This is a genomic window from Mycobacterium sp. 852013-51886_SCH5428379 (genome assembly GCF_001665575.1).
GTDB lineage: Bacteria > Actinomycetota > Actinomycetes > Mycobacteriales > Mycobacteriaceae > Mycobacterium.
In genome coordinates this window covers 38,440-63,024 of record NZ_LZSU01000007.1, presented here as the reverse complement: position 1 = coordinate 63,024, position 24,585 = coordinate 38,440, and the positions used below count along the sequence as shown (strand labels likewise).

23 protein-coding genes are annotated in these 24,585 nt (G+C 67.9%); 11 read left to right on the top strand and 12 right to left on the bottom strand.

The annotated features are described in order from the left end of the window. Positions 1-96: 96 nt before the first annotated feature. The 6 genes from A5757_RS01420 to A5757_RS01400 all read right to left on the bottom strand — a co-directional run bounded on the left by A5757_RS01420 (position 97) and on the right by A5757_RS01400 (position 4,838). Complete coding sequence (locus A5757_RS01420) at positions 97-825, bottom strand: hypothetical protein (RefSeq protein WP_066828179.1); 729 nt, start codon at positions 823-825, stop codon at positions 97-99. After that, positions 822-953: a hypothetical protein gene (locus tag A5757_RS23865; protein ID WP_255360347.1), complete on the bottom strand. Its 132-nt coding sequence runs from the start codon at positions 951-953 to the stop codon at positions 822-824. The genes A5757_RS01420 and A5757_RS23865 overlap by 4 nt, the downstream gene beginning before the upstream one ends. A gap of 15 nt (positions 954-968) precedes the next feature. Then, complete coding sequence (locus A5757_RS01415) at positions 969-1,769, bottom strand: CbbQ/NirQ/NorQ/GpvN family protein (RefSeq protein ID WP_066828178.1); 801 nt, start codon at positions 1,767-1,769, stop codon at positions 969-971. Continuing rightward, entirely contained in the window at positions 1,766-3,298 is a 1,533-nt protein-coding gene (locus A5757_RS01410; protein WP_066828177.1) for a nitric oxide reductase activation protein NorD, read from the bottom strand. Before A5757_RS01410 ends, A5757_RS01415 begins: the two co-directional genes overlap by 4 nt. Positions 3,299-3,498: 200 nt before the next feature. Beyond that, positions 3,499-4,197 (bottom strand): hypothetical protein, encoded by a 699-nt coding sequence (locus tag A5757_RS01405; protein WP_066828176.1) that lies wholly within the window; start codon positions 4,195-4,197, stop codon positions 3,499-3,501. Between the two features lie 32 nt (positions 4,198-4,229). Continuing rightward, complete coding sequence (locus A5757_RS01400; RefSeq protein ID WP_066828175.1) at positions 4,230-4,838, bottom strand: TetR/AcrR family transcriptional regulator; 609 nt, start codon at positions 4,836-4,838, stop codon at positions 4,230-4,232. A gap of 78 nt (positions 4,839-4,916) precedes the next feature. On the opposite strand from A5757_RS01400, the gene A5757_RS01395 reads away from it, so the two are divergent. Continuing rightward, positions 4,917-5,990: a dihydrodipicolinate reductase gene (locus A5757_RS01395; protein WP_066828237.1), complete on the top strand. Its 1,074-nt coding sequence runs from the start codon at positions 4,917-4,919 to the stop codon at positions 5,988-5,990. Positions 5,991-6,002: 12 nt separating this feature from the next. Here A5757_RS01395 and A5757_RS01390 read toward each other — a convergent pair whose 3' ends face one another. From A5757_RS01390 to A5757_RS01365, 6 genes are read right to left on the bottom strand one after another with little or no spacing between them, the layout of a single operon-like run. After that, positions 6,003-6,662: an SDR family oxidoreductase gene (locus A5757_RS01390; protein ID WP_066828174.1), complete on the bottom strand. Its 660-nt coding sequence runs from the start codon at positions 6,660-6,662 to the stop codon at positions 6,003-6,005. Positions 6,663-6,707: 45 nt separating this feature from the next. After that, positions 6,708-8,183, bottom strand: coding sequence for an AMP-binding protein (locus A5757_RS01385; protein WP_066828236.1), 1,476 nt, complete (start codon positions 8,181-8,183; stop codon positions 6,708-6,710). After that, positions 8,180-8,956, bottom strand: a complete 777-nt coding sequence (locus A5757_RS01380; protein ID WP_066828173.1) for an SDR family NAD(P)-dependent oxidoreductase — start codon at positions 8,954-8,956, stop codon at positions 8,180-8,182. The genes A5757_RS01385 and A5757_RS01380 overlap by 4 nt, the downstream gene beginning before the upstream one ends. Position 8,957: 1 nt before the next feature. Beyond that, positions 8,958-10,553, bottom strand: coding sequence for an AMP-binding protein (locus A5757_RS01375; protein ID WP_082929257.1), 1,596 nt, complete (start codon positions 10,551-10,553; stop codon positions 8,958-8,960). Next, positions 10,550-11,287, bottom strand: coding sequence for a GntR family transcriptional regulator (locus tag A5757_RS01370; protein ID WP_066828171.1), 738 nt, complete (start codon positions 11,285-11,287; stop codon positions 10,550-10,552). Before A5757_RS01370 ends, A5757_RS01375 begins: the two co-directional genes overlap by 4 nt. Positions 11,288-11,304: 17 nt before the next feature. Next, a complete protein-coding gene (locus A5757_RS01365; protein WP_066828170.1) occupies positions 11,305-12,903 on the bottom strand; it encodes an SMP-30/gluconolactonase/LRE family protein in 1,599 nt (532 codons plus the stop codon). Positions 12,904-13,083: 180 nt separating this feature from the next. Between A5757_RS01365 and A5757_RS01360 the strand changes: the two genes are divergently transcribed. The 10 genes from A5757_RS01360 to A5757_RS01315 all read left to right on the top strand — a co-directional run bounded on the left by A5757_RS01360 (position 13,084) and on the right by A5757_RS01315 (position 24,585). Next, a complete protein-coding gene (locus A5757_RS01360; protein WP_066828235.1) occupies positions 13,084-13,932 on the top strand; it encodes an SDR family NAD(P)-dependent oxidoreductase in 849 nt (282 codons plus the stop codon). A 13-nt stretch (positions 13,933-13,945) separates the two neighbouring features. Next, the gene (locus tag A5757_RS01355) at positions 13,946-15,373 is read left to right on the top strand and encodes an SRPBCC family protein (RefSeq protein WP_066828169.1); all 1,428 of its coding nucleotides are present in this window, start codon (positions 13,946-13,948) and stop codon (positions 15,371-15,373) included. Between the two features lie 61 nt (positions 15,374-15,434). Then, entirely contained in the window at positions 15,435-17,285 is a 1,851-nt protein-coding gene (locus tag A5757_RS01350; protein ID WP_066828168.1) for an NAD(P)/FAD-dependent oxidoreductase, read from the top strand. 59 nt (positions 17,286-17,344) lie between these two features. Next, entirely contained in the window at positions 17,345-18,259 is a 915-nt protein-coding gene (locus tag A5757_RS01345; RefSeq protein WP_066828233.1) for an SDR family NAD(P)-dependent oxidoreductase, read from the top strand. Then, complete coding sequence (locus tag A5757_RS01340; protein WP_066828167.1) at positions 18,252-19,409, top strand: CaiB/BaiF CoA-transferase family protein; 1,158 nt, start codon at positions 18,252-18,254, stop codon at positions 19,407-19,409. The genes A5757_RS01345 and A5757_RS01340 overlap by 8 nt, the downstream gene beginning before the upstream one ends. A 2-nt stretch (positions 19,410-19,411) precedes the next feature. Beyond that, positions 19,412-20,569, top strand: a complete 1,158-nt coding sequence (locus A5757_RS01335) for an acyl-CoA dehydrogenase family protein (protein ID WP_197497224.1) — start codon at positions 19,412-19,414, stop codon at positions 20,567-20,569. Next, a complete protein-coding gene (locus A5757_RS01330; protein WP_082929256.1) occupies positions 20,566-21,504 on the top strand; it encodes an acyl-CoA dehydrogenase family protein in 939 nt (312 codons plus the stop codon). Before A5757_RS01335 ends, A5757_RS01330 begins: the two co-directional genes overlap by 4 nt. Next, positions 21,501-22,442: a Gfo/Idh/MocA family protein gene (locus A5757_RS01325; RefSeq protein WP_066828165.1), complete on the top strand. Its 942-nt coding sequence runs from the start codon at positions 21,501-21,503 to the stop codon at positions 22,440-22,442. The genes A5757_RS01330 and A5757_RS01325 overlap by 4 nt, the downstream gene beginning before the upstream one ends. Further along, positions 22,439-23,605, top strand: coding sequence for an acyl-CoA dehydrogenase family protein (locus A5757_RS01320; protein ID WP_066828164.1), 1,167 nt, complete (start codon positions 22,439-22,441; stop codon positions 23,603-23,605). Before A5757_RS01325 ends, A5757_RS01320 begins: the two co-directional genes overlap by 4 nt. Continuing rightward, complete coding sequence (locus tag A5757_RS01315; RefSeq protein WP_066828163.1) at positions 23,605-24,585, top strand: acyl-CoA dehydrogenase family protein; 981 nt, start codon at positions 23,605-23,607, stop codon at positions 24,583-24,585. The genes A5757_RS01320 and A5757_RS01315 overlap by 1 nt, the downstream gene beginning before the upstream one ends.

Sequence of the window (24,585 nt, the reverse complement as noted above, 5' to 3'; positions counted from 1 at the left end):
TAGTACGGGGTGGTGCCCGGAGGCAGGTCTTCGGTCGTATCGCCGGTGGTTTGCGGTGCGCTCACGGGCCTCTCCTGATCCTTTCGCGAAACCGGGTCAGTCGGTGAAGATTTCGCGGTTCACCGTGTGGAGATACGGAATCGCGAGGAACGGGGTGATGTAGAAGATGTCGTAGAGCCACCAACCGATCACCGGGAACACCACGCCGGCGTAGCGGACGTCGGCGTACATGGTCATGTTGAGTACGTAGGCGCACCAGATGACGATGCCCATCCAGCAGGTGACGATCATCCACTGATGTCCCCAGCGCTTCATCTGCAGGAAGCCGATGGCGGCGGCGACCCGCATCGAGAACACCGTGAGGATCAGGCCGATGACGTACGCCTTCTCGCCGGGGGCGCCCGAACCACCGACCCACAGCTCGTTGTAGTGCCAGAAGTAGCCGGCGTCGAACATGTTGCCCCAGCCGACCATCAGGACGCGGTTGATCAGCGTGTGGTTGCCGACCATGTCCAGCGCCCAGCCGAGGCTGTTGAGCATCCCGTCGATGAGCACCAGGTAGCCGATCAGCGTCACGATCATCGGCCGCACCGACATCCCGGCCAATTGCGCCTGGCGTTGCAACCACACACCGCGCATGAAGATCGGGAAGCCGATCAGGCCGGGCGCCCACATCCCCATCAGCGCCGCGCCGACGATCATCCACTTGTCCGCACGCCGCTGTGCCAGGCGCGACTGCTCGTGGTGTTCCTCGAGGCTCGGTCCGGTGGCCGCGACCGGCGGCGGCTTGTCTGCCGAACCACGCCGCAGCGAGGGAACTTTCACAGATCCCACCACCCCCGGGCGAAGGACATGTACAGCTGGATGAGGAACATCGTCAGCAGGAATCCGTAGATGACGATCTGGACGACGATGAGCGCCCGCTTGCGCTTGCGTTCCTGCTGATCGACCATGGTGGCCCCCTTTCCCTAACGACTCGAGCCGGTGTCGGCGTCGGACAGTGCGGCCGCAGCGATTTCGCGCAGACCATCGCCGATGGCGCCGTCGCTGGACAGCGGGGCCAGGATGCATGCCTGTGCCGCCTCCAGTTCCGTTGCGCCTGCGGCGATCAGGTGGGCCGCGGTGACGAGCACCCGGGTGGACGGCGGTTCGAAATGGAACACCTCGTCGGCGGTGCGGATGGCGACGGCACAGCGCACCAGCCGGTGCGCGGAGTCGGGGTCCACACCGGTCTCGGCGACGATGACCTCGGCCTCCCGCTCGGGCGGTAGATAGTGCATCGGCAGCGTGACGAAGCGTTGCCGGAACGACGGTTTGAGGTCTTTCAGCGAGCTGCGGTAGGCCGGGTTGTACGAGGAGACCAGCATGAACGTCTCGGGCGCAGCGACGACTTCGCCCGCCCGGTCCACGTAGAGGCTGCGCCGGTGATCGGTCAGCGAGTGCAGGACGGCCAGTGAGTCGTGCCTGGCCTCCACCACCTCGTCGAGGTAGCAGATGGCGCCGTCCTTCACCGCCCGCGTCAGCGGTCCGTCGGCCCAGACGACGTCCCCGCCGGTCACCATGAACCGGCCCACGAGATCGGAACTGGTCAGATCGTCGTGGCAGCTGATGGTGACGACGGGTCTGCCCAGCAGTGCACCCATGTGCTCGACCAGTCGGGTCTTGCCGCATCCGGTGGGTCCGGTGAGCATCACCGGAAGGCGTCGACGATAGGACTGCTCGAACAGCCGGACCTCGTTGCCGATGGCGTAGTACGTGCTGTCTGTCATACCGCCACCAGTTCTCTGTGGACGTGGGCCAGGACGCGGGGGAGTTCCTCCACCCGTCGGATGCGTTGGGAGCGGCGTGATCCGAAGACCTCCGGCAGCGGGTCGACCCTGGCCGGGCCGACTCCGACGTAGTACATCGCGACGCCGGCGTCCTCGGCCTCCTCGACGGCGTGAGCCGCATCAGCCCATGCGTACCGTCCCTCGTAGCCCTCGTCGGAGATCATGCCGTCGCCGATCACAATGAGCAGGCGCCGTTCCGATGGCTGGTCGAGCAGTCGGCGGGTCAGGTGGCGCAGCGGCGCGCCCAGCCGCGTGTATCCGCCGGTGCGGAGTCCCAGCTTCCCGGGTGGGACGAAGCGACGATCCTCGAAACCCTTGAGGCAGTTCACCTCCACCCGGTGGCGGGTGTTGCCGGTGAACACGAAGATTCCGTGCCGTTCGCGGGCGGCGGTCATCGCCTTTGAGAGTGCGTCCGCGCAGGCCAACTCCAGCTGGAAGATCCGCCCGCCCTGCACACCGAGCGACGAGCTGCCGTCGAGCAGTAGCGCGGTCGTGACGTCGCGGCTGCTCGGCAGCAGTTCGCGGAACACCCGGGGTTCGGGCGCCATCCCGGTGAGCAGGTCGGTGTAGTGGCCGACGTACTGGTCGACGTCGAGATCCGACCCGTCCTCCAGCCGGTTCCGCATCGCCCGATGGGTGTGTTCCTCGAAATACCGGCGCAGTCCGGCCGATACGGCGTCGGGATGCCGTTTCTCGGTGCGGTGGACGCGTTCGAGCACCGCGACGTGGTCGCGCAGGAAGCTCTGGTTCCACGCGTTCCACTCCGGATACGGAATGCCGGGCCGGTGCTCGGGGGTGACGTCGGCGTCGTTGTCCTGCGGCCGACTCGGCGGGGGCAGGTTGGGGTTGCGCACACCGCCGTCGCCGCCGACGGGTACCGAGTAAGGCTGTGGGCGTCGTTTCTGGGTGGTCGTCCACGGCATCCGGCCGAACGACCGGCGCAATCTGTCCGAGATTCCCTGTGGCGCAGTATGAGAAGCTGGCAGTCTGCCCGTGAGCGGGTCCGTTGCCAGCGGACGGTTGGTACGCGCCAGCGCGATCGCCCGGTCCAGCATGTCCTCGGCGTCCAGTTCGTCGCCGACGATGTCGAGTTCGGGCAGGAGGCGCCGGATCTCCCGCATCAGTCCGGGCCAGTGGCGGGACACCCACCCGGCTGCCACCTGCGCTTCGACCCGATGGAGCGCGAGCAGTTCCCGCGTCGAGAGCTCGCCCAGCCGGTAATCGGCCAGACGTTCTTTCGACGGTGCGCACTGCAGTGCCACACCGCAGCTCAGGGTGCGGCGATTCCAGTCCCGGTAGGGGATGGGGTAAGGGACGTACACCGTGTCCAATGACGAGCTCAGCGAGAAACCGCGATTGCTGCCGGTCACCAACCGCGCCCCACTGCGGCGGCGGTCGCTCAGCGCGACGGCGGTCAGCGCGCAACTGCGCTCGACCGCCATCGCAGAGGTGTCCGACAGCTCCGGCATCCCTAGAACGTCCCGAGATTGGAGAACAGCCAGTACCAGAACCAGATCACCAACCCGGTGCCGCCCCAGGCGCCCACGTACCGCAGGATCTCCCAGACCCAGTCCACCTCAGTCCTCCTCGCCGGCGGGTACTCGACCGCGCCCGGTCGGTGCACTCTTTCCTAACCTATTTACTGACTTGAATCAACGAATTTGATGACTTAGTCGGTGAAGATCTCGCGGTTGACGGAGTGCAGATACGGGATCGCCAGAAACGGCGTGATGTAGAAGATGTCGTAGATCCACCAGCCGATGACGGGGAACACCACACCGGCGTAGCGCATGTCCGCATACATCGTCATGTTGAGCACGTAGACACACCAGATCACCACGCCCATCCAGCAGGTGATGATCATCCACTGGTGGCCCCAGCGCTTCATCTGCAGGAATCCGATCGCCGCCGCGATGCGCATCGTGAAGACGCTGAGGATGAGCGCGAGTTCGAGAGGTTTCTCCGACCAGGCGGTCGCGCCGCCGACCCAGAGTTCGTTGTAGTGCCAGAAATAGCCGGCGTCGAACATATTTCCCCAACCGTTCAACAGAATCCGCGCCAGTAGGGAGTGATTGGCCAGGACGTCGAGGGCCCACCCGACCGTGTTGATGGCCGCGTCGACGATCACGCAGTAGCCGAGCAGTGTGACCAGCATCGGGCGGACCGAGAGTCCGTCGCGGTGGGCCTTGCGCAGCAGGTAGACGCCGCGCAGAAACAACGGCAGGCCGAACACGCCCAGCACGGCCGTGCCGATCAGCAAACTTCCCGAGATCAGCCACCGGTCCGCCTGGCGCTGCGCCTCCCGGGAGCGCTCCAGGTGTTCGTCGAGGCCGGACGCCGGAGCCGGAGGTGGAGCGGGGATTCCCACGTTGACTGACGATAGTCAACGAACTCCGGAAATCAATCCTTTTCGGCACCGATACTGCGCAGTGTTCGATTCAGGTAGTCGTCGATCATCGCCTGCTGGCCCGGCCACCCGTGGGTGGTGGTGAGCAGGGCGTAGAGCCCGAGCAGGAAGAAGACGGCGGTGTTGACGGGGTTGACGTCGTCGTCCACCCGGCCTTCGGCCTTGGCAGTCTCGACTTCTTCGGCCACCGCCATCACGACCGGGTGCTGTGCGCTCTCGTCGATCGGCGGTCGTGTCGGGGAGAAGTGCAGTGCGAGAAAGTCTTTGAACAGCAGCGCTCCCAGGCGTCGTTCGAGGCCGCGGACCAGTCGGACCGACTCCGCGAAGACGGCGCCCAGTTGTCGATCGGTGGCGCTGAACCGGCCCAGCTGCTTGGCGATCCGCTCCTCCTCGCGCCGTTCGAGTTCCAGCAGCACGTGTTCCTTGGTCGGGAAGTGGAAGAAGAAAGTGCCGTGCGCCACGCCCGCGGCCGCCACGATGGCGTGGACTTCGGCGGCAGCCAGTCCCGCCCGTTTGAACTCGGCCACCGCCGCCCCGAACAACCGCTCACGCGTTTGGAGCCGACGGACGTCGCGTGCGGAAGGCTTGTCCACCATTGCCATTGGGCAACAGTAACGATTCTCCGGAAAGAACTCCATTGACTGAACTCAGCTGGTAGGCGTGGGGGAGTGGATTCCGTGGTGCGCAGAGTGGTCCAGTTCTCGACCGGCAACGTCGGCAGGCATTCCCTCAAGGCGATCATCGGCAGGCCGGACCTCGAACTGGTGGGTGTGCACGCTTCCGGTGCCGACAAGATCGGCCGGGACGCCGCGGAACTCTGCGGCCTCCCAGACTCGACGGGTGTGGTCGCCACCGGCGATATCGACGAGTTGATCGCGCTGCACCCCGACTGCGTGGTGTACACCGCGCTGGGGGAGACCCGGCCGATGGAAGCCGTCGAGGAGATGTCGAAGCTGCTCGCCGCGGGCGTCAATGTGGTCGGCACGTCGATGGTCTGGCTGGTGACACCCCATCAGGCCGACGACTGGCTACGGGCGCCGCTCGAACAGGCGTGTGCGGTCGGCAACGCCTCGCTCTACGTGAACGGCATCGATCCCGGGTACTCGGGCGACACCGCGGTGCATGCGGCACTGAGCCTGGTTGTGCGCGCCGAATCGGTGACCGTGCAGGAGATCTTCGACTACGGCAACTACGACGACTTCGAATACACCGGCACCGCCATGGGATTCGGCAGCGCTCGCGGGGACGCCACCCCGATGGCCTTCCGACCCGGTGTCGTCGTCTCGCTGTTCGGTGGTCTGGTGCGCAACCTGGCCCGCCACCTCGGCGTCGAACTCGACGATGTCCGGCAGCGCTTCGAACCCTGGTACACCGAGGAACGCATCGAATGCCGGATGACCACGGTCGAACCCGGGCATCTCGCGGCAGCGCGGTTCGCCGTCGAGGGGGTCCGCAGTGGCGTCCCGGTCATCACGGTCGAACACATCAACAGGCTGACGGCGGCGGCCGCCCCGGACTGGGAGTTCCCGCCCGCCGGGATGACCGGTGTGCACAGGGTCATCGTCGAAGGGGAGCCGCGTGTCGAGGTCAGCACCCACCTGTCGCATCCTGTGCTCGACGTCACCGAGGCCGGCTGCGTGTCGACGGCGGCGCGGGCGGTCAACGCGATCGACTGGGTCTGCCGGGCGCCGGCCGGATTGATCGCCCTGGAGGAGATCCCGCCGACGGCGATGGTCCGCGGCCTGATGTGGTGAGCGGGGCCCGAGCTATTGGGCCGCGAGCGCGTCGGCGATCGACCGGTCGCCCGAGACCACCTCGAACGTCCGGCCCGCGGTCTGCGGGTCGTCGAGCACCGCGAGCAGCACCGCCGCGACGTCGGCGCGCGGAATGCTGTCCCGGCCGGTCTTCTCGGCGATCCGCACCTGGCCGGTTCCGTCGTCGTCGGTCAGCAGACCCGGCCGCACGATCGTCCAGTCCAGCGTGTCCCGGCGCCGGATGTCGTCATCCGCAGCGCCTTTCGCCCGGAGGTACTCCACCATGACCGCATCGTCGGCGACGTCGTCCGGTGCGTTCGCGTCGGCCGCCATGGACGAGACCATCACGTACCGGCGCACGCCCGCCGCTTCGGCGGCGTCCGCGAGGAGGATGGCGCCGTCGCGGTCGAGGGTCTTCTTGCGTTCCGGTCCGCTCCCGGCGCCCGCCCCGGCGGCGAAGACTACCGCGTCGGTGCCGGTGAGGTGACCGGCCAGGTCGTCGGCGGAGATCTTCTCCAGATCGACCACGATGGCCTCGGCGCCCGCGTCGGCCAGGTCCGCGGTGTGGTCGGGGTTGCGGACCAGGCCCGCCACCGCATCACCCCGCTGCGACAGGAGCCGCTCGAGGAGCAATGCGATCTTTCCGTGTCCACCGGCAATCACTACGCGCATGACGGAAAGGATTCCCGTCCGGCGGCAGCGGAAACGTCAGCGGGGTCACCTCAACCGTTCGCGTAACTCCCGCTTGAGCACCTTGCCGTAGCTGTTCTTCGGGAGTTCGTCGACGAACTCGTAGCGCTTGGGCCGTTTGAAGCGCGCGATGCGCTCCAGCAGATGGGCGTCCAACGCGTCCGGGGCGACGTCGCCGACGACGAACGCGACGACGACCTCACCCCATTCCTCGTCCGGTGCGCCCACGACGCCGGCCTCGAGCACCTGCGGATGCTCCAGCAGGAGCTCCTCGACCTCGCGCGGGTAGATGTTGCTGCCGCCGCTGATCACCACGTCCTTCGAGCGGTCGCGCAGCGTGAGGTAGCCGTCGGCGTCGAACGAGCCCATGTCCCCGGTGCGCAGCCACCCGTCCTGCAGCGTGGCTGAGGTGGCGTCGGCGTTACGCCAGTAGCCGCTCATCACCACGTCTCCGCGGCAGACGATCTCGCCGATCTCGCCGGCCCGGGCGGGTCGGCCGGCGTCGTCGAGTACCGCGACGTCGACGCCGGAGCGGGGGTATCCGACCGACCCGAGGACAGTGTCGGGAGCCGGAACACCATCACGGAGGTGATCCTGGCGGCGCAGACCCGTGATCGTCATCGGCGCCTCACCCTGGCCGTACAGCTGGACGAACACGGGTCCGAACGCGGCCATCGCCCTCTTGAGGCTGTCGACGTACATGGGGCCGCCGCCGTAGACGATCGTGTTCAGATTCCGGGGGCGCTCGCGGCCGGTCTGCACCAGGCGCGCCACCATGGTGGGGGCGAGGAACGCGCTGCAGCCCGGATGGGTGTCGCACAGGTCGAGGAACTCGTCGGGTTCGAAGGCGCTCGACGCAGGCACCACCTGCCGCGCGCCGCGCAGCACGTAGGGCGGTACGTAGAGCCCCGAGCCGTGCGACATCGGGGCGCCGTGGATCAGGCTGCAGTTCTGGTCGGGGGAGTCGAAGTCGGCGAGATGGGACACCGTCATCGCCATCAGGTTGCGGTGCGAGAGCATCGCCCCCTTTGACCGGCCGGTGGTGCCACTGGTGTAGAACAGCCACGCCAGATCGCCCGGGTCCGTGGTCCGCGGTACCGCGGACGGTGCTGCGGTGCAACGGCTTTGGTATTCCTCACCGCCGATCACCTCGAGGGGTGCCGCCGGGCTCAGCTCGGCCGCGATCTTCGGTGAGGCGAACACCTGGGACACGTCGGCGTCGGCGAGGATCTGCGTCATCTCGCGCGGGTGGAGTTTGTAGTTCAGCGGGACGAACACGCACTCGGCCGCCCAGATCGCGAACATCAATTCGACGATCTCCGTACGGTTCTCGCTGGCGACCGCGATCCGCGCGCCGCGACCCACGCCCGTCAGAGAGCCAGCCAGCCGCAGCGACCGCTCCCGCAGCGAGGACCAGGTGTGCACCTGCCGGTCGCCGAGGTACACCGCACCGCGGTCACCGAATCGGGCCGCAGCCTGATCGAGCAGGCCGAACAGATTCATGCTCGGGCGACCCACTCCGAATTCAGTGCGAAGTCCGAGAGGTACTTCGTCGAACTCCAACCGCCGTCCACCACGATCGTCTGCCCGTTGATGAAACTGCCGCCGTCGGAACACAGGAACGCGACCGTGCTCGCAAGATCGTTCACCGTGCCCAGCCGCGGATAGGGCGTCATCTCGGTGTTGATCTTGCGGAAACGTTCGTCCTCGAGCCGGTGGGCCACCATGGGGGTGAGGGTGACGCCTGGGGCCACGGCGTTGCACCGGATGCCCTGGGGTCCGTACTGACAGGCGATGTGGGCGGTCAGCGCCGTCATCCCGCCCTTGGCCGCCGAATAGGCACCGCCGCGCAGACCGCCGACGACCGCGAAGGTGGACGTGATGTTGATGATGGCCGACCCGGATCGCATGTGCGGGATCACGTCCCGTGCGAGCCGGAACGGGGCGCGCAGCATCAGGCCCAGGAAGTAGTCCAGACTCTCGTCGTCGGTTTCGTGCAGCGGTTTCGGGCTGCCGACGCCGGCGTTGTTGACCAGGAAGTCGATGCGGCCCCACCGTTGCAGCGCGGCGTCGACGATGCGGGCGGGCGCGTCGTCGGCGGTGAGGTCGACCGCCAGGGTCGCCACCCGGTCGGGATCGCCGACGGCCTCGGCGACCTCGGCCAGCCGCGCCTCGTCGCGGCCGGTCGCGAGCACGGCCATCCCGTCCGCGGCCAGCCGTTCCGCACAGCCGAACCCGATGCCGCTACTCGCCCCCGTGACGATCGCCACCTGCATGTCAGTCGCCTTCTTCCATGAGCGTTGCCCTGATCTGATGTTTGAGCACCTTGCCGGCGTCGTTCTTGGGCAACGACTCCCAGACGACGACGTGTTCGGGCGCCTTGAACGTGGCCAGTCCGCGGGCGGTCAGGAACGCCCGCAGCTCCGTGACGTCCGGCCCCGGCGACGCGGTGGTGACGATCGCCGCACACGCGCGTTCACCGGTGCGCGGATCGGGGACGCCGACGACGGCGATCTCGTCGATCGCAGGATGGCCGACGAGCAGGTCCTCGACCTCCTTCGGCGAGATGTTCTCCCCGTTGCGGATGATGATGTCTTTGGCCCGGCCCGTCACCACCAGGTGGTCCCCGTCCACCCATTGACCGATGTCCCCGGTGCGGAAGAAGCCTGCAGCGTCGAAGGACTCGGTCTCGTCCTCCGGGTGCAGGTAGCCGATCAGCATCTGTGGACCGCGGGCACAGATCTCCCCGCTGCCGGCAGGTGCGGCCGAATGGTCGGCGAGCCTGATCTCGGCGAGCCCGGGTCGGCCGTCGGTGTCGGCGGCGTGGTCGAGATCGTCGAGTGCGCCCACCGTCGTGACCGGCACCTCGGTGGAGCCGTACACCCGCGACACCGCTGCGCGCTCGAAATATTCAGCGGCGCTGCGGATCAGCGACGGCGGCACCGACGCCCCGCCGCAGATGAACACCTTCAGGTCCGGCAACCTCGTTTCGGCCTGCTGTGTCGACGCCAGCAGCTGAGTTAGGAAGGGGGTGGCCCCGGCCATATGGGTGCAGCGTTCGGAGAGCATGAGCGCGACGCCCTGCTCGGCGTTCCACTTCTCCATCAGCACCGCGGTCGTCCCGAGCAGCAGCGGACACTCGAAGGCGTAGATGGATCCGCCGATGTGGGCGATCGGCGACGGGACCAGGAAGGTGTCCCCGGGGTCGATCATCCAGTGGTCCCGCAGCTGGAGAATCAGGGCGTGCAGCGAATTATGGCTGTGCAGCACACCTTTGGGTCGTCCCGTGGTCCCGGAGGTGTAGAGGAGCATCCGCACGGCATCCGGGTCCAGCACCGGCAGCGGTCCGGGTCCGGCCGGCGCTGCCGCGAGCGCGGCATACGGCGTATGGGGTCCGGGGTCACCACGCACCACCACGACCTCCGGCGGCGCGGGGATCTCGTCGACCACCCGGGTCATCATCGCCGCGTAGTCGTGACGACCGAACGTCTCGGGAACGAACACCATTCGGCTCTGCGCGTCGGCGAGGATGAACGCCAACTCTCGGTCGCGCAACGACGGCAGGATCGGGTTGGCGACCATCCCGGCCAGGGTCGAGCCGAGATAGACGACGGCCGCCTCATGCCAGTTCGGCAGCATGAACGACACCACGCTGCCCGCAGGCATCCGGTCCACCATGACCCCGGCCAGTGCCCGTGCCCGCGCGTACAGCGTCGCGCAGTCCACCCGGATGTCGCCGTCGACGAGTGCCACCCGGTCCGGGGTGGCCTTGGCTGCGTCACGCAGCGCGTCGGCCAAGGTGGTGCGGACCCACAGGCCGCGCCGGTAGGCGTCGGCCGCACGCGCATCGTCCCTGCGGACCACCGCGATCAGCCCTTGACCCGGCGCATCGTCATTGAATGCCGGTAGCGCGAGGACGGATGGGTGTTGACGGTGACCTGGGCGATCTCACCGTCCGACGTGGTGTACGCGCGGCGCATCTCCAGGGCCGCCGCACCGGCGTCGGCAGCCAGCCGCGCGGCGAGGTCGTCCTCGAGCACGATCGCCGAGATCGCCTGGTGCACCTCGACGATGCTCACACCGAACAGATCCTCGATCAGCGGGAAGATCGGTCCGGTGTGCCGGTGCAGCAGCCGGCCCACCGAGGCGAACGCGCGGTTGACGTAGTACTCGGTGCGGCAGATCGGGGCGGCGTCGGGGCCGGCGCGCCGATATCCCAGTACCGCCAGCCACTCTGAACCCACCTCCAGCCCGGTGCGGCTGGACAGCGCGTCGTCGACGGTCACCATGGCATTGGAGTCGATGACGAACTGGGCGCCCTCGGCGAACGCGAGCAGGTCGTTGATCGTCATCACGTCCTGGGCGTAGGCGTTCGTCGCCTGCCGGGCCACCACGAGCGTGCCCGCGCGGGGACGGGAGGCGATCAGGTTGTCCTCCCGCAGCCTTCGCAACGCTTCGCGCACGGTGTAGCGGCTCACCTCGAAGCGGTCACACAGGGCGTGCTCGGTCGGCAGCTGCGTGCCCACGGGGTACACCCCGTCGACGATCTCCTTGCGCAGCGTGCGTGCGACCTGGAGATAGCGGTGCTCCGCCGGGCTCACTGTCATCGCGGATCCGGCTCCCCTCACGTCCTGCGCAGGGCGAGGACGCTGCCGTCGCCGTCCGCGGATACGAACAGCGTGCCGTCGGGGGCCCGGGTGATGCCGGCAAACGGCCCCTGCGGACCGGAGAACGGCTGGATCCCCCTCAGCGGCTTGGGCTCCACTCCAGGAGGCGCGCCGATCGGCAGCTCGCCGGCGATGGTCTCGCGGGTGCCGGTGGTCAGGTCGACGGCCACCACCTCCTTGGCGCCGGCGTCGACGACGTACGCCGTCGTACCGTCGACGAGAATCCCTTGCGGACATCCCAACCCGTCGAGCACCGTCTCGGCGCGTCCGCCGGTCAGCCGGACGATCCGGCCTGCCGCCGACTCGGTCACCACTGGCGCGCCGTCGAGGTCGAACGCGACCCCGGCCGGCTCCTGCAGATCCGTCGCGAGCACCTCGGTCCGGCCTGCGCGCAGGCTGTGCACCCGGCCCGCGCCGAGTTCGGCGAAGACCGCGGTGCCGTCGGAGTCGACGGCGATACCGTACAGCCGGTCGAATCCGGCGGCGAGATAGTCGGTTTCGCCTCCGGGCCGGTAGCGCCCGACCTGACCGAGTGAGGTCGTGACGAGGAAGTCGCCACCGCCCGCGGCCGCGAGCCCGCGCAGGTAGCCGGGGTAGCCCGGCGTGAACAGCATCGCTACGGTCTCGAGCGAGCCGTCGGGTTGCAGTGCGTAGAAGTAGGTGCCGTCGGCGACGTACAACCGGCCGTCGTCGCCGATGGCCAGATCGTGTGGCCAGTTGAGGCCACCGGGCAGCAGTGCGCGGGTGCCGCCGCCGGAGAGGACCTCGGTGATCTCACCGGTGAAGTTCGAGGCGAACAACCGTCCGTCGGCGATCGTGAGGTTGTCGAGCCCCGGATTGAGTTGCGCCAGAACGGTTTGTGTCCCGGAGCGGGGATCGATGCGCAGCACCTGACCCGAGGCGACCTGGGTGGAGATGATGAAGCCGTCGGCGTCGAACTTGACTGCGTCGGGCGCCCCGAGCTCGGCGGCGACGCGTTCGGGTTCGCCGCCGTCGGGGTGGATGCGCCAGATCTCGTTGGCCATCATCTGCGGGAAATACAGGAGTCCGTCGGGGCCCACCTCCATGGCGTTGGGTCCGGCGAGGTTCTCGGCCAGGACGCGCGGCGCACCGCCGGCGAGGTCGAGTTCCATCAGCCGGCCGCCCTGGCGGCATTCGTTGACGAACAACCGGCCCCGATGGACGGTGATGCCGTTGGCGGCGGGCAGGTCGTCACGCAGTACCCGGGTGCGGCCCGACGGCTCGCGCACGCTGATCCGACCGTCGTAGTACTCGGTCGCGTAGAGGTTTCCGGCGTCGTCGAACGCCAGATCGTCCGGGGCGATGATGTCCCCGCCCTTGGGGCTGACGGCCTCGATGGCGCCGCTGTCGAGGTCGAGGGCGCTGATCTGACTACCGGTCACCTGCGCGATGTAGATGCGGCCGTCGGGGCCGGTGCGCAGGCCGTTGGCGCCGAACAGACGGCTCGGTGGCGTGACGCGGTGCAGCTGCCAGCCCGGCGCCGTCTCGGGGGAATTCTCCTGGGCGTACCGGGCCTGCTGCAGCGAGCTGGACATACCTGGTCGGGATCCTTCCGTCCGCCGATTTCGCCGAGACGCTATCAAGCCGTACTAGTCCAGACAATAGGGCAGCAGCATCCGCCCCCGGACCTTGACGGCCGATATCCGCTGGGCAATGATGTTCTCCAATATGCAGAACACCATATGTTGTCCGGACAATTGGTCGGCAAGATGGCGATGACCGCACCATCGCTCGGCCTCGAGGGCCGCGTCGTGGTGGTCTCGGGTGCCGGCGGTGGCGGCATCGGCACGACCGTGACCCGCTACGCCGCGCAGGCCGGCGCCACCGTCGTGGCGGTCAGCCGCAACCGCGACAACCTGGATCAGCACGTCGCACCGCTGGCGGACGAGGGGCTGGCGGTCATCCCGGTGGCCGCCGACGCATCCACCGACGACGGGATCGCCCAGGTGATCGAGGCGACCCGTGCGGCGGACGGCGACCTCTACGGCCTGGTCAACGTCGCGGGCGGAGCAGCTCCGGCGACGTGGATGCCGTCGACCCGGGTGACCCGAGAGGACTGGCGGGCGCTGTTCACCGCGAACCTCGAGACGGCGTTCTTCATGAGTCAGGCGGTGAGTCGGGAGTTGCGCGCCGAAGGTCTGAAGGGGTCGATCGTCTCAGTGTCTTCGATCAGCGGGTTGAACACCGCGCCGTTCCACATCGCCTACGGCACCGCCAAAGCCGCCGTCGTCGCGATGACCCGCACGATGGCCGTCGAACTCGCACTGGACAACATCCGGGTGAACGCCGTCGCCCCCGGCGTGACCGAGACCGCGGCGTCGGCCACCTACGTCGACGAGGATCCGCAGCGCGACCGCACCGCCATCGCCATGGGGCGGCGCGGCACCCCCGAGGAGCAGGCCAACGCCATCCTGTTCCTGCTCTCGGAGATGTCGAGCTACATCACCGGCCAGACACTGCTCGTCGACGGTGGACTAAACCTCAAGTGGACCCATCTGGGCGCCGACAACACGTCGCTGTTCCTCAAAGACGAATCCTTCCGCAGATCCATCAGCCGGTTCTGAAAGGACAGATCCCTTGACCCACACCGAATCCGATCTCGACGCCGCCATCGAGGTGGACGCCACCCCGGACGACTCGACCGGTCAGATCGCCGAGGATCTGTCGGAACCGATGACCATTCCCGTGGAGGCCTACATCTCGCCGGAGTACGCCCGCGCCGAACGGGACCGGCTGTGGCGCAAGGTGTGGCAGCAGGTCGGCCGCGTCGAAGAGATCCCCGAGGTCGGCAGCTACCTGACCTACGACATCCTCGACGACTCGATCATCATCGTGCGGACCGGGCCTGGGAACAGCTCCTCGTCGTTCAGGGCCCACCACAACGTGTGCATGCACCGCGGCCGTAAACTCGTCGACACCCCCGACGGCGCGAAGAACGCGCTGGGCCGGGCCCGGAAGTCCTTCGTCTGCGGATTCCACGGCTGGACATACGGTTTGGACGGGGCGTGCACGCACATCCGCGAGCAGGACGACTGGCAGGGCACGCTGACGCCGGAGAACACGCATCTGGCACCCGTGCAGGTCGACACCTGGGGTGGCTGGCTGTTCATCAACATGGACCCCGACTGCGAATCGCTGGCCGACTACCTGTTCCCGGCCTCGAAGATCCTGGACCCGTTCGGGTTGCAGAACATGCGCTACAAGTGGCGCAAATGGCTGTACTTCGACTGCAACTGGAAGGTCGCGCTCGAGGCGTTCAACGAGACCTACCACGTGTTCACCACCCACCCCGAGTTCAACCAGTTCGGCGAGTTCAAGGGCTGGGCGAAAGCCCAGGGCAAGCACAGCAACATCGGCTACGACGCGCCCAAGGGCATGGACGAGACCAAATCCAAGATCCGCCTCGGCACCGGCGACGACCCGCGCGTCACCACCGCCGAGATGCAGATGTACACCTGGGAGCAGACCAATGCGACCACCACCGAAACCCTGGTGAACGCGGCCAAACGGCTCGTCGACGAACTACCCGAGGGCACCCCACCCGACAAGGTCCTGCAGCACTGGCTGGCCTCGGCCCGACGTGACGACGAGGCGCGTGGCGTGATCTGGCCGACGATCCCACCCGACATCCTGGGTCAGAGCGGCACCGCCTGGCAGCTGTTCCCGAACTTCCAGATCGGTCAGGGTCTGACGAGTGCGCTGTGCTACTCGGCGCGACCCGATCCGAGCTACGACCCGAACAAGTGCATCTTCGAGGTCGCGGTGTTCGAGCTGTACCCGAAAGGTGAAGAGCCCGAGACAGAGTGGGCCTACACCCCGAAGGACTCACCCAACTGGCTGTCGGTGCTGCCCCAGGACTTCTCGAACATGGCCGCGGTGCAGCAGGGGATGAAGTCTGCCGGTTTCCCCGGCACGAGGCCGAACCCGTACCGCGAACGCAGCACCGTCAACCTGCACTACCAGCTCTCGAAGTACATGGGCACCGGCGAACCCCAGGAGTTGTGATCTCGGAGTAGTTGGTCGCGCTGAGCGCGACGGAGTACACCGAAACCACGGGAGGAGAGATATGACCACGTGCGGTCCGACCGACACCCCAACGGATGTCGACATCCCCGCGATGCGGGAGAAGTACGCCGCCGAACGTGCCAAGCGGCTGCGGCCGGAAGGCGCCGCTCAGTACCTGGAACTCGAGGGTGATTTCGCCGAGTTCGCCGAAGTCGACCCCTACACGACGCGGACCGAGCGTGATCCGATCACCGAGGACGCCGATGTCGTCATCCTCGGCGGGGGATTCGCCGGGTTGTTGGCCGGTGCGTATCTCAAGAAGGCGGGCGTCGACGGGATCCGCGTCATCGACATGGCCGGCGACTTCGGCGGGGTCTGGTACTGGAATCGCTTCCCGGGCATCCAGTGCGACAACGACGCGTACTGCTACATCCCGCTGCTCGAAGAGCTCGACTTCATGCCGAGCAAGAAGTTCGCCGACGGCGCCGAGATCTTCCAGCACTGTCGCAACATCGGCAAGCACTTCGGACTCTACGACGGCGCGCTGTTCTCCACCCAGGTGCGTGAACTCCGCTGGGACGATCCATCACAGCGCTGGCAGATCAGCACGGACCGTGGTGACGACATCCGGGCTCGCTTCGTCGTCATGGCCCAGGGGTCCTACAACCGCCCGAAACTACCCGGAATCCCCGGCATCAAGGAGTATCGCGATGCGGGCGGACATGTGTTCCACTCGGCGCGTTGGGACTACGACTACACCGGCGGTGACTCCGACGGCGGGCTGCACAAACTCGCGGACAAGCGGGTCGCCCTCGTCGGCACCGGGGCGACCGGTATCCAGCTGGTACCGCACCTCGGCCGGGACGCCAAGGAGCTGTTCGTGTTCCAGCGGACGCCGTCGTCGGTCGACCAGCGCTCCAATCCGCCGACCGATCCGGCCTGGGCCGCGTCGCTGCAACCGGGGTGGCAGGAAGAGCGAAAGCGCAACTTCCACAACTGGTCCCCGTTCGTCGGCGTCGTCTTCGGTGAGCCGGATCTGGTGTGCGACTTCTGGACGGAGCTGGGCAGGAACCTAACGGCCCGGATCGCGTCCAGTCCGGATCCCGCCGCGGTGACTATCGAACAGATCATGGCGTTCCGCGAGGAAGAGGACTACAAGATCATGGAGCGGCTGCGTCGCCGCGTCGCGGCGATCGTCGAGGATCCCGCGACCGCCGAGGCACTCAAGCCGTACTACCGGTTCATGTGCAAGCGACCGACTTCCAGCGAGCACTACCTGGCGACGTTCAATCGGCCCAACGTGAAGCTCGTCGACGTCTCGGCCTCCAAGGGTGTGGAGAGGCTGACGAGCAAGGGCATCGTGGCCGACGGCGTCGAGTACGAGGTCGACTGCGTGATCTTCGCCAGTGGCTTCGAGATCTCCACCGAGATCAGCCGCCGGTACGCCATCGACCGCATCGTGGGCCGCGACGGGCTGTCACTGTTCGACTACTGGCACGACGACTACAAGACCCTGCACGGGATGACCAGCCGCGGGTTTCCGAACCAGTTCTTCATGGGCTTCATCCAGGGCGGGGTGTCGGCCAACACGACCGCGATGTTCGAGCAGCAGGCCCGGCATATCGCCTACATCATCGCGGAGGCGCAGAACCGCGGCGCCATCACGGTCGAGCCCACCCAGGAGGGGCAGGACTCCTGGATACACACGGTCCGCGAGTTGGCGATCGACAACTCGGCCTTCGAGTTGTCCTGCACCCCGGGCTATTACAACAACGAGGGCCGCGGTGGCGCGGAGAAGAACGGCGCCTTCCTCGGCGACTTCTACTCGCCCGGTTTCTACGCCTTCGATGAGCTGATCACCGAATGGCGTGACAAGGGCGATCTCGACGGGTTGGAGCTCGGAGTTGTGTAACGCCAGGGCGGAGATCGGCACGGATTTCCGCCGCGGTGTGACGCATGACGGGGGAGCGCGTGGCTGAACTGAGATTCGACGGTCGCGTCGCCGTTGTCACAGGAGCGGGCCGCGGGCTCGGTCGCGCGTACGCCCTGCTGTTGGCGGAGCGCGGCGCGAAGATCGTGGTCAATGATCTGGGCGGCGACCTCACCGGCTCCGGCTCCGACGCGGGGCCTGCCCGCGAGGTGGCCGACGAGATCACCGCCGCGGGGGGAGAGGCCGTCGCGAACACGGATTCGGTGAGCACACCCGATGGTGGCCGCGCGATCGTCGCCGCGGCGCTCGACCGGTTCGGCCGCATCGACATCCTGATCCACAACGCGGGCAACGTCCGTCGCGCCGCGCTGCGTGACATCAGCGACGAGGATTTCGACGCGGTGCTCGACGTGCATCTGCGGGGTGCCTTCCACGTGGTGCGTGCGGCGTTCCCGGCGATGTGCGACGCCGGATACGGCCGCATCGTGTTGACGTCGTCGATCGGCGGCCTCTACGGCAACCACGACGTCGTGAACTACGCGGTGGCCAAGGCCGGGGTGGTGGGCCTGTCGAACGTCGCGGCGATCGAGGGTGCCGCGCACGGCGTGAAGAGCAACGTCATCGTGCCGGCCGCCGTCACCCGGATGGCCGAGGGGATCGACACGTCGGCGTATCCGCCGATGGGCGCGGAGCTGGTCGCCCCGACGGTGGGCTGGCTGGCGCACGAAACCTGTTCTGTCACCGGCGAGATGTACGTAGCGATCGCCGGCCGCGTGGCGAGGGCCTTCGTCGCGGAGACGCCGGGGTTGTACAAGCCGGACTGGTCGATCGAGGACGTCGCAGCGGGCATCGACGCCATCCGCGACGATAGGGCGCCCCTGGTGTTCGCGCCGGTCCCCGACGGCCACAGCGATCACATTCGATACAGCTTCGGCGGGGCGGCGAATCATGAGTGACGGTCCACTGAACGGGATCCGGGTGCTGGACGTCACCTCGGTGGTGATGGGTCCCTACTGCACGCAGATCATGGCGGACATGGGCGCCGACGTCATCAAGATCGAGCCGCCCGAGGGGGACATCACCCGCAACGTCGCACTGGGTCCCACACCGGGTATGAACGGCGTGTTCATGAATGTGAACCGCGGAAAGCGCAGTGTGGTCCTCGATCTCAGATCCGACGACGGCGCCGCGGCGCTGCGCTCGCTGATCGAGACAGCCGACGTGTTCATCCACTCGATGCGGGGTAAGGCGATTGCCAAGCTCGGCTTCGACTACGAGTCGGTGGCGAGGATCAACCCGAAGATCGTCTACACCAACTGCTACGGGTACAGCCGGCGCGGTCCCGACGCCGACCGGCCCGCTTACGACGACACCATCCAGGCCGAATGCGGGCTGCCTGCCGTCCAGAAGCAGCTCACCGGCGACGCCACCTACGTCGCAACGATCATGGCCGACAAGGTCACCGGGCTCACCGCGCTCTACGCGACGATGATGGCGCTGTTCCACCGCGAGCGCACCGGCGAGGGCCAGGAAGTCGAAGTCAGCATGTTCGAGACGATGGCGTCCTTCATGCTGGTCGAGCACGCCAACGGCGCGATGTTCGATCCGCCGCTCGGCCCCGCCGTCTACCCGCGCACCGTCGCGCCGAACCGCCGCCCCTATCGGACCAAGGACGGCTACGTCGCCGCGCTGATCTACAACGACAAGCACTGGAAGGCGTTCGTCGACGCCGTGCGGCCTACGTGGAATCGCGAGGAGTACACCACCCTGGCCATGCGGGCCAAACAGATCGACACGGTCTACGGGTTGCTCGGGCAGACGATGCTGGAGCGGACCACCGAGGAGTGGCTCTCCCTGTTCGCGTCGTTGGAGATCCCCGCGTCGCCGATCAACACCCTTGATGCGCTGTTCGACTCACCGCAGCTCAACGCCGTCGGGATGTTCGAAACTCTCGACACACCGCAGGGCAAGGTGCGCTTTCCCGGTGTGCCGACGTGGTTCTCGCGCACACCGGGCCGCGTCCGGGGTGCGGCGCCGGAGCTGGGTGCCGATACCGCCGAAGTGCTGGGCGAACTCGGTCTGGCAGAGAAGGTGGAACTGGCATGAGCATGGACTTCGACCTCGGACCGCGCGCCGAGGCGCTACGCAGCGACCTGCGCGACCTCGTCCGCGAGCATGTGCCGGAACACTTCCTGGGCGCGTTCACCGACGATCCCGCCGACCTCGAGACCGCACAGGAGTTCTGCCGGCTGCTCGCCGAGCGCGAACTGTTGTGCCTGGCGTGGCCGGCGGCGTTCGGCGGCGGCGGTGCGTCGGTGTGGGAGCAGACGGTGGTCCGCGAGGAGATGTGGGCGCACCACGAACCGCGCGGGGCGCAGTACATGGGCGTCAACTGGGTGGGGCCGATCATCATGCGCCACGGCACCGAGGACCAGCAGCGCCGGCATCTCCCGCCGATCGCCCGCGGGGAGGTGATCTGGTGTCAGGGGTTCTCCGAGCCCGAGGCGGGATCGGACCTGGCGTCGCTGCGCACCCATGCGCGTCGTGTCGAAGACGGAGACGGTTGGCTGATCAGCGGTCAGAAGATCTGGACCTCCTACGCGACGATGGCGCAGTGGTGCTTCCTGCTCGCCCGCACCTCCCGGGGCGAGCGCAAACAGAACGGCTTGACGATATTCCTCGTCCCCATGGATGATCCGGCCATCCAGGTGCGCCCGATCCGCACCATGCTGGGCCCGCACCATCTCAACGAGGTCTTCTTCGACGACCTTCGGGTCACCGAGGCCGACGTCCTCGGCACCGTCGACGCGGGCTGGTCGATCGTGCAGGACGTGATGGCCTTCGAACGCGTCGGCATCGCCCGCTACGCACGCTGTGAACGGCTGCTGCTGGCCGCGCCCACCGTGCTCGGCGACCGCTGGAGTGAACTGTCCGCCGAACTGCGCGGCCGCTGGGTGCGCATGCTCACCCACTGCCGCCGGGCCCGGCTGCTGGCCTACCGAGTGGTGTCGCTGCAGAGCAGCGGGCGGATCACCCCCGGTGACGCCGCCGCCTACCGGATCGCGGTCACGAAACTCGACCAGGACAGCGCAGAAGTGCTGTCCGACATCGCCGCCGAGGTGTCGCATGACGACCCGCGGGCACCGTGGTTCCTCGGCGAGGTGGAGGACCACTGGCGGTACTCCCAGGCGTCGACCGTCTCCTCGGGCAGCATCGAGATGCAGCGCATTCTGCTGTCCCGCGCGCTCCTGGCGGCGGCACGATGACCGGGCCGATGTTCGAACTGTCCGACGATGCAGGAGAATTCGGCCGCGGGGCCCGGCAGGCCCTGGAGGCCGCCGGCGGTGACCTGCTCGTGCAGCAGGCCGAGGCCAAACCCGCCGAGCGGGAAACCCTCGTCGGCCCGGTGCTGGCGGGCTTGGGTGCCTGGGATCTCGACGTGCGCGGCGACGCCGACGAATTGGAGGCCGCCGCGGCGCTGTGCCGCAGCGCGGGCTACTGGGCCACGCCGTATCCGGTCGCCGAACGGCTGGCCCGCGCAGAAGATTTGGCCACCGACGGGCTGGTCGTGGTCGCTGCCAACCGACCGTCGGCCGCGCTCGCCGGCCTGGAAGGGCACTGGGCGGCAGTCGATCTCGACGGCAGGCGCAGTACCGTGACAGGGCAGGGCGCGGCGGGGCCGGCGTTCGTCACCGAGCTGGAACTGTCCGCGGTCGACGACGCGGGCGCAGCCGACCTCGCACCGGCGATCGTGCTGTCGTGCTGGACGCTGCTGGGCATGCTCGACCGCGCACTCGAACTCACCGTCGCGCACATCAGCTTGCGCAAACAGTTCGGTCAGACGCTGTCGTCGTTCCAGGGGGTGCAGTTCCAGCTCACCGACGCCGAAGTCGAGCGCAGCGGCGTCGACATCCTGGCCAAGTATGCCCTGTGGAGCATCGCGCAACGGCGGCCCGAGGCACTCGACGACGCGCTCGCCCTGCGGATGGCGGCGCTGGAGGCGGCCGAAGTGGTCTTCCGCGTGTGCCATCAACTGCACGGCGCAGTGGGCTTCTGCGACGAGACCACGCTGTCGTGGCTGTCGCGCTACAGCCAGCCGCTGCGCCGGCTGCCCCTCGGGTTGTCCGCCACCCGGGACCGGCTCACGAGTCGGGTCGGCAGTCGCGGTCTGACGGGCCTCTACAGCGGGGAGATCGTGTGAAGGCATTGGTGATCGGGACCGGGTTCGGCAAGTACGCCGCCGCCCCGGCCTACCGCGACCTCGGTCTCGACGTCGAGATCGTCAGCCCGCGCGACGATGACGCGGTTGCGCGCGCACTGGATGCCGGCGCCGACCTGGTGTCGGTGCACTCACCGCCGTTCCTGCATCGCGCCCACGTCGACGCCGCGGTCACCCGGGGCATCCCGGTGTTGTGCGACAAACCGTTCGGCTGCAACACCGCGGACGCCGAGGCGATGCGCGACCGGGCCGCGGCCGCCGGGGTGCTGCACTTCCTGAACTTCGAGTTCCGGCTGCGTCCGTCGTGGGCCGAGATCAAGCGCCGGGTCGACGCGGGCGATGTCGGCACGCCGTCCCATCTGCAGTGGACGTGGTTCGGCAGCGGGCTGCGCGGCCGGCGGTACGGCTGGCTCAACGACCGCGAACTCGGCGGCGGGTGGATCGGCGCGTATGGCTCGCATCTGATCGACTACACGCGGTTCCTGTTCGGCAGCGAGGTCGCGGACTGCGGTGGTCTCACCCGTACCGACGACCCGCAGCACCCGGACTCCGACGGCACGATGCGCACGGCCACGGCGGAGGACGCGTACACCGCGTGGTTCCGGATGGACAACGGCGCCACCGCCGCGCACGACACCGGCTTCACCGCCGCCGTCGCCGGCACCCCGCGGGCACTCCTGCTGGGCGACGCGGGATCCCTCGAACTGATCGCCGACACCCGGCTCGTCATCACCCGGCCCGGAAAGGACACGCAGACCGTCGAATTCGCCACGCCGGCACCTCGCGCCCCGGACCCAGCGGTGACCGGTCATCTGCGGGCGGTCGTCGACGCCGTGCGCACCGGAACGCAGATCACCCCGTCCTTCGATGACGGGGTCGCCGTCGCGAAGGTGATGGACCGGTTGCGGGGCAACCCATGACGGACCTCGAGGAGTTCCGCGCGCAGGTGCGGGCGTGGTGCGCCGACCACATCCCGACCGACTGGCGCCGGCAGCAGACCGGCGTCGACGACGCCGAATTCGTGCGCTTCCAGAAGGAGTGGTTCGCCGAACTGCACCGGGCCGGCTACGCGGTTCCGCACTGGCCCCGGGAGTGGGGCGGCGGTATGTCCGTGGAAGAACAGATCGTGCTGTACCAGGAGCTGGCCGCGCACGACGCCCCGCGGCTGGTGCTGGCGTTCGTCGGCATTCACCACGCGGCGTCCACCCTGCTGGTCGCCGGCACCGACGAACAACGGCACAGGCATCTACCCGCGATCACCGAGGGGGAGATCTGGGTGCAGGGCTTCTCCGAACCCGAGGCGGGTTCGGATCTGGCGAGCCTGCGCACCACGGCACGGCGCGACGGCGACACATTCGTCGTCAACGGCCAGAAGCTCTGGGCGAGTGGCGGATCACACGCCGACTGGTGTCTCCTGCTGGCCCGCACCGATCCCGATGCGCCGAAGCGGAAGGGCATCTCCTACTTCCTGCTGGACATGACCACCCCCGGTGTGGAGGTGCGCCCCATCCGCAACGCCATCGGCGACTCGCACTTCTGCGAGATCTTCCTCAACGACGTCCGGATCCCCGAGAGCAACCTGGTCGGGCCGGAGAACACGGGCTGGCAGGTCGCGCAGGCGACGCTGGGCGCGGAACGCGGTATGACGATGCTCGAACTCGCCGAACGGCTCGGCAATGCCGGCTTCCGCAGACTGGTGGCGGCGAGCCCGGTCGACGACCCGATCGTGGCCGACCGGCTCGCCCGCTTCGAGACCGAGATCACCGGACTGCGCGGACTGTGCCGGAAGGTGGTGCAGAACCACGAGGCCGCCGGAACCGGTGGACCCGCCGACGCGTCGATCGTCAAGCTGTACTACAGCGAGCTGCTGCAGCGGCTCACCGACTTCGGCGCCGAGATCGGCGGACTCGCCGCGCACACCGAGATCTCCAGACCGATGTCGAGCAGCTGGGAGTCCGGCTCGTGGGTGCTGGACTTCATCGGCTCCTGGGAGTGGACGATCCCGGGCGGATCCAGCGAGATCCAGCGCACCATCATCGGCGAGCGGGGCCTCGGCCTGCCCCGGGAACCGAGCGCGGTGTGATGGGCAGGGCGGGAAGCGAATTCGCGGAGTTCCACGACGAGCTGCGGTCGGTCGCCGGGGAGGTCCTCGCCAAAGAGACCGCCGCGGACTGGTCGGCTCTCGTCGACGCCGGTTGGGTCGGCCTCGAAGTGCCCGACGAATTCGGGGGAGCGGGCGCGACCTTCGCCGAGGTGGCGGTCATCTGCGAAGAGATCGGACGGGCCGCCGCCGCCAACAGCTATCTGGGCAGCGCTGTCCTGGCCGTCGGCACACTGAACGCGTTGCAGCCCAGCGACACTCGAAACCGGCTGCTCACCGAGGTGGCCTCGGGTGAGCGGAGGGTCGCCGTCGCGCTCGAATCCCTGGACTTCGTACCGGACGCCGACGGCGCCGACCAACTGCTCGTTGTGGTCAACGGCGCTGTCGCCGTCGCCGACCTGACGCTCACCCCCGTCCCGGTGGTCGACGACACCCGCCGGCTTGCCGCCGTATCGGCGCGGACCGAGGACCAACCCGAGATGTTGCGCTTCGCAGGGGATTCCGAGGCCGCCGTCCGCCGACTGCACAATCGCGCCGCTGTGGCGATCGCCTGCGACAGCCTGGGCCTGGCCGAGGCGATGCTCGCCGCCACCGTGTCCTATGCGCAGGTGCGCCACCAGTTCGGCAGGCCGATCGGCTCGTTCCAGGCGGTCAAACACGCCTGCGCGGACATGCTCGTCGACATCGCCGTCACCCGCCAGCTCGTCGACGACGCCGTCGCTGCTGTCGCAGACGGATCCGCCGACTGCGAGTTCGCCGCGGCGATGGCCAAAGCACACGCCTGCGAGACCGCCGTCGCCGTCGCCGGCAAGGCCATGCAGCTGCACGGCGGCATCGGCTACACGTGGGAGGCCGGCGTGCACGTCTACCTCAAACGCGCTGCGCTCAATCGTTCGCTGTTCGGATCCCCTGCGGCACACCGCAGCAGACTCGCCGCCCGATACCAAATGAAAAGGAAATGA

Excerpts from the sequence above, each read along its gene's own strand:
- A5757_RS01340 (WP_066828167.1), top strand. The coding sequence starts at position 18,252 with ATGAGTGACGGTCCACTGAACGGGATCCGGGTGCTGGACGTCACCTCG.
- A5757_RS01370 (WP_066828171.1), bottom strand. The coding sequence starts at position 11,287 with ATGACAGTGAGCCCGGCGGAGCACCGCTATCTCCAGGTCGCACGCACG.
- A5757_RS01410 (WP_066828177.1), bottom strand. The coding sequence starts at position 3,298 with ATGCCGGAGCTGTCGGACACCTCTGCGATGGCGGTCGAGCGCAGTTGC.
- A5757_RS01335 (WP_197497224.1), top strand. The coding sequence starts at position 19,412 with ATGGACTTCGACCTCGGACCGCGCGCCGAGGCGCTACGCAGCGACCTG.
- A5757_RS01350 (WP_066828168.1), top strand. The coding sequence starts at position 15,435 with ATGACCACGTGCGGTCCGACCGACACCCCAACGGATGTCGACATCCCC.
- A5757_RS01380 (WP_066828173.1), bottom strand. The coding sequence starts at position 8,956 with ATGCAGGTGGCGATCGTCACGGGGGCGAGTAGCGGCATCGGGTTCGGC.
- A5757_RS01365 (WP_066828170.1), bottom strand. The coding sequence starts at position 12,903 with ATGTCCAGCTCGCTGCAGCAGGCCCGGTACGCCCAGGAGAATTCCCCC.
- A5757_RS01415 (WP_066828178.1), bottom strand. The coding sequence starts at position 1,769 with ATGACAGACAGCACGTACTACGCCATCGGCAACGAGGTCCGGCTGTTC.
- A5757_RS01315 (WP_066828163.1), top strand. The coding sequence starts at position 23,605 with ATGGGCAGGGCGGGAAGCGAATTCGCGGAGTTCCACGACGAGCTGCGG.
- A5757_RS01330 (WP_082929256.1), top strand. The coding sequence starts at position 20,566 with ATGACCGGGCCGATGTTCGAACTGTCCGACGATGCAGGAGAATTCGGC.
- A5757_RS01360 (WP_066828235.1), top strand. The coding sequence starts at position 13,084 with ATGACCGCACCATCGCTCGGCCTCGAGGGCCGCGTCGTGGTGGTCTCG.
- A5757_RS01320 (WP_066828164.1), top strand. The coding sequence starts at position 22,439 with ATGACGGACCTCGAGGAGTTCCGCGCGCAGGTGCGGGCGTGGTGCGCC.
- A5757_RS01385 (WP_066828236.1), bottom strand. The coding sequence starts at position 8,183 with ATGAATCTGTTCGGCCTGCTCGATCAGGCTGCGGCCCGATTCGGTGAC.
- A5757_RS01390 (WP_066828174.1), bottom strand. The coding sequence starts at position 6,662 with ATGCGCGTAGTGATTGCCGGTGGACACGGAAAGATCGCATTGCTCCTC.
- A5757_RS23865 (WP_255360347.1), bottom strand. The coding sequence starts at position 953 with ATGGTCGATCAGCAGGAACGCAAGCGCAAGCGGGCGCTCATCGTCGTC.
- A5757_RS01400 (WP_066828175.1), bottom strand. The coding sequence starts at position 4,838 with ATGGCAATGGTGGACAAGCCTTCCGCACGCGACGTCCGTCGGCTCCAA.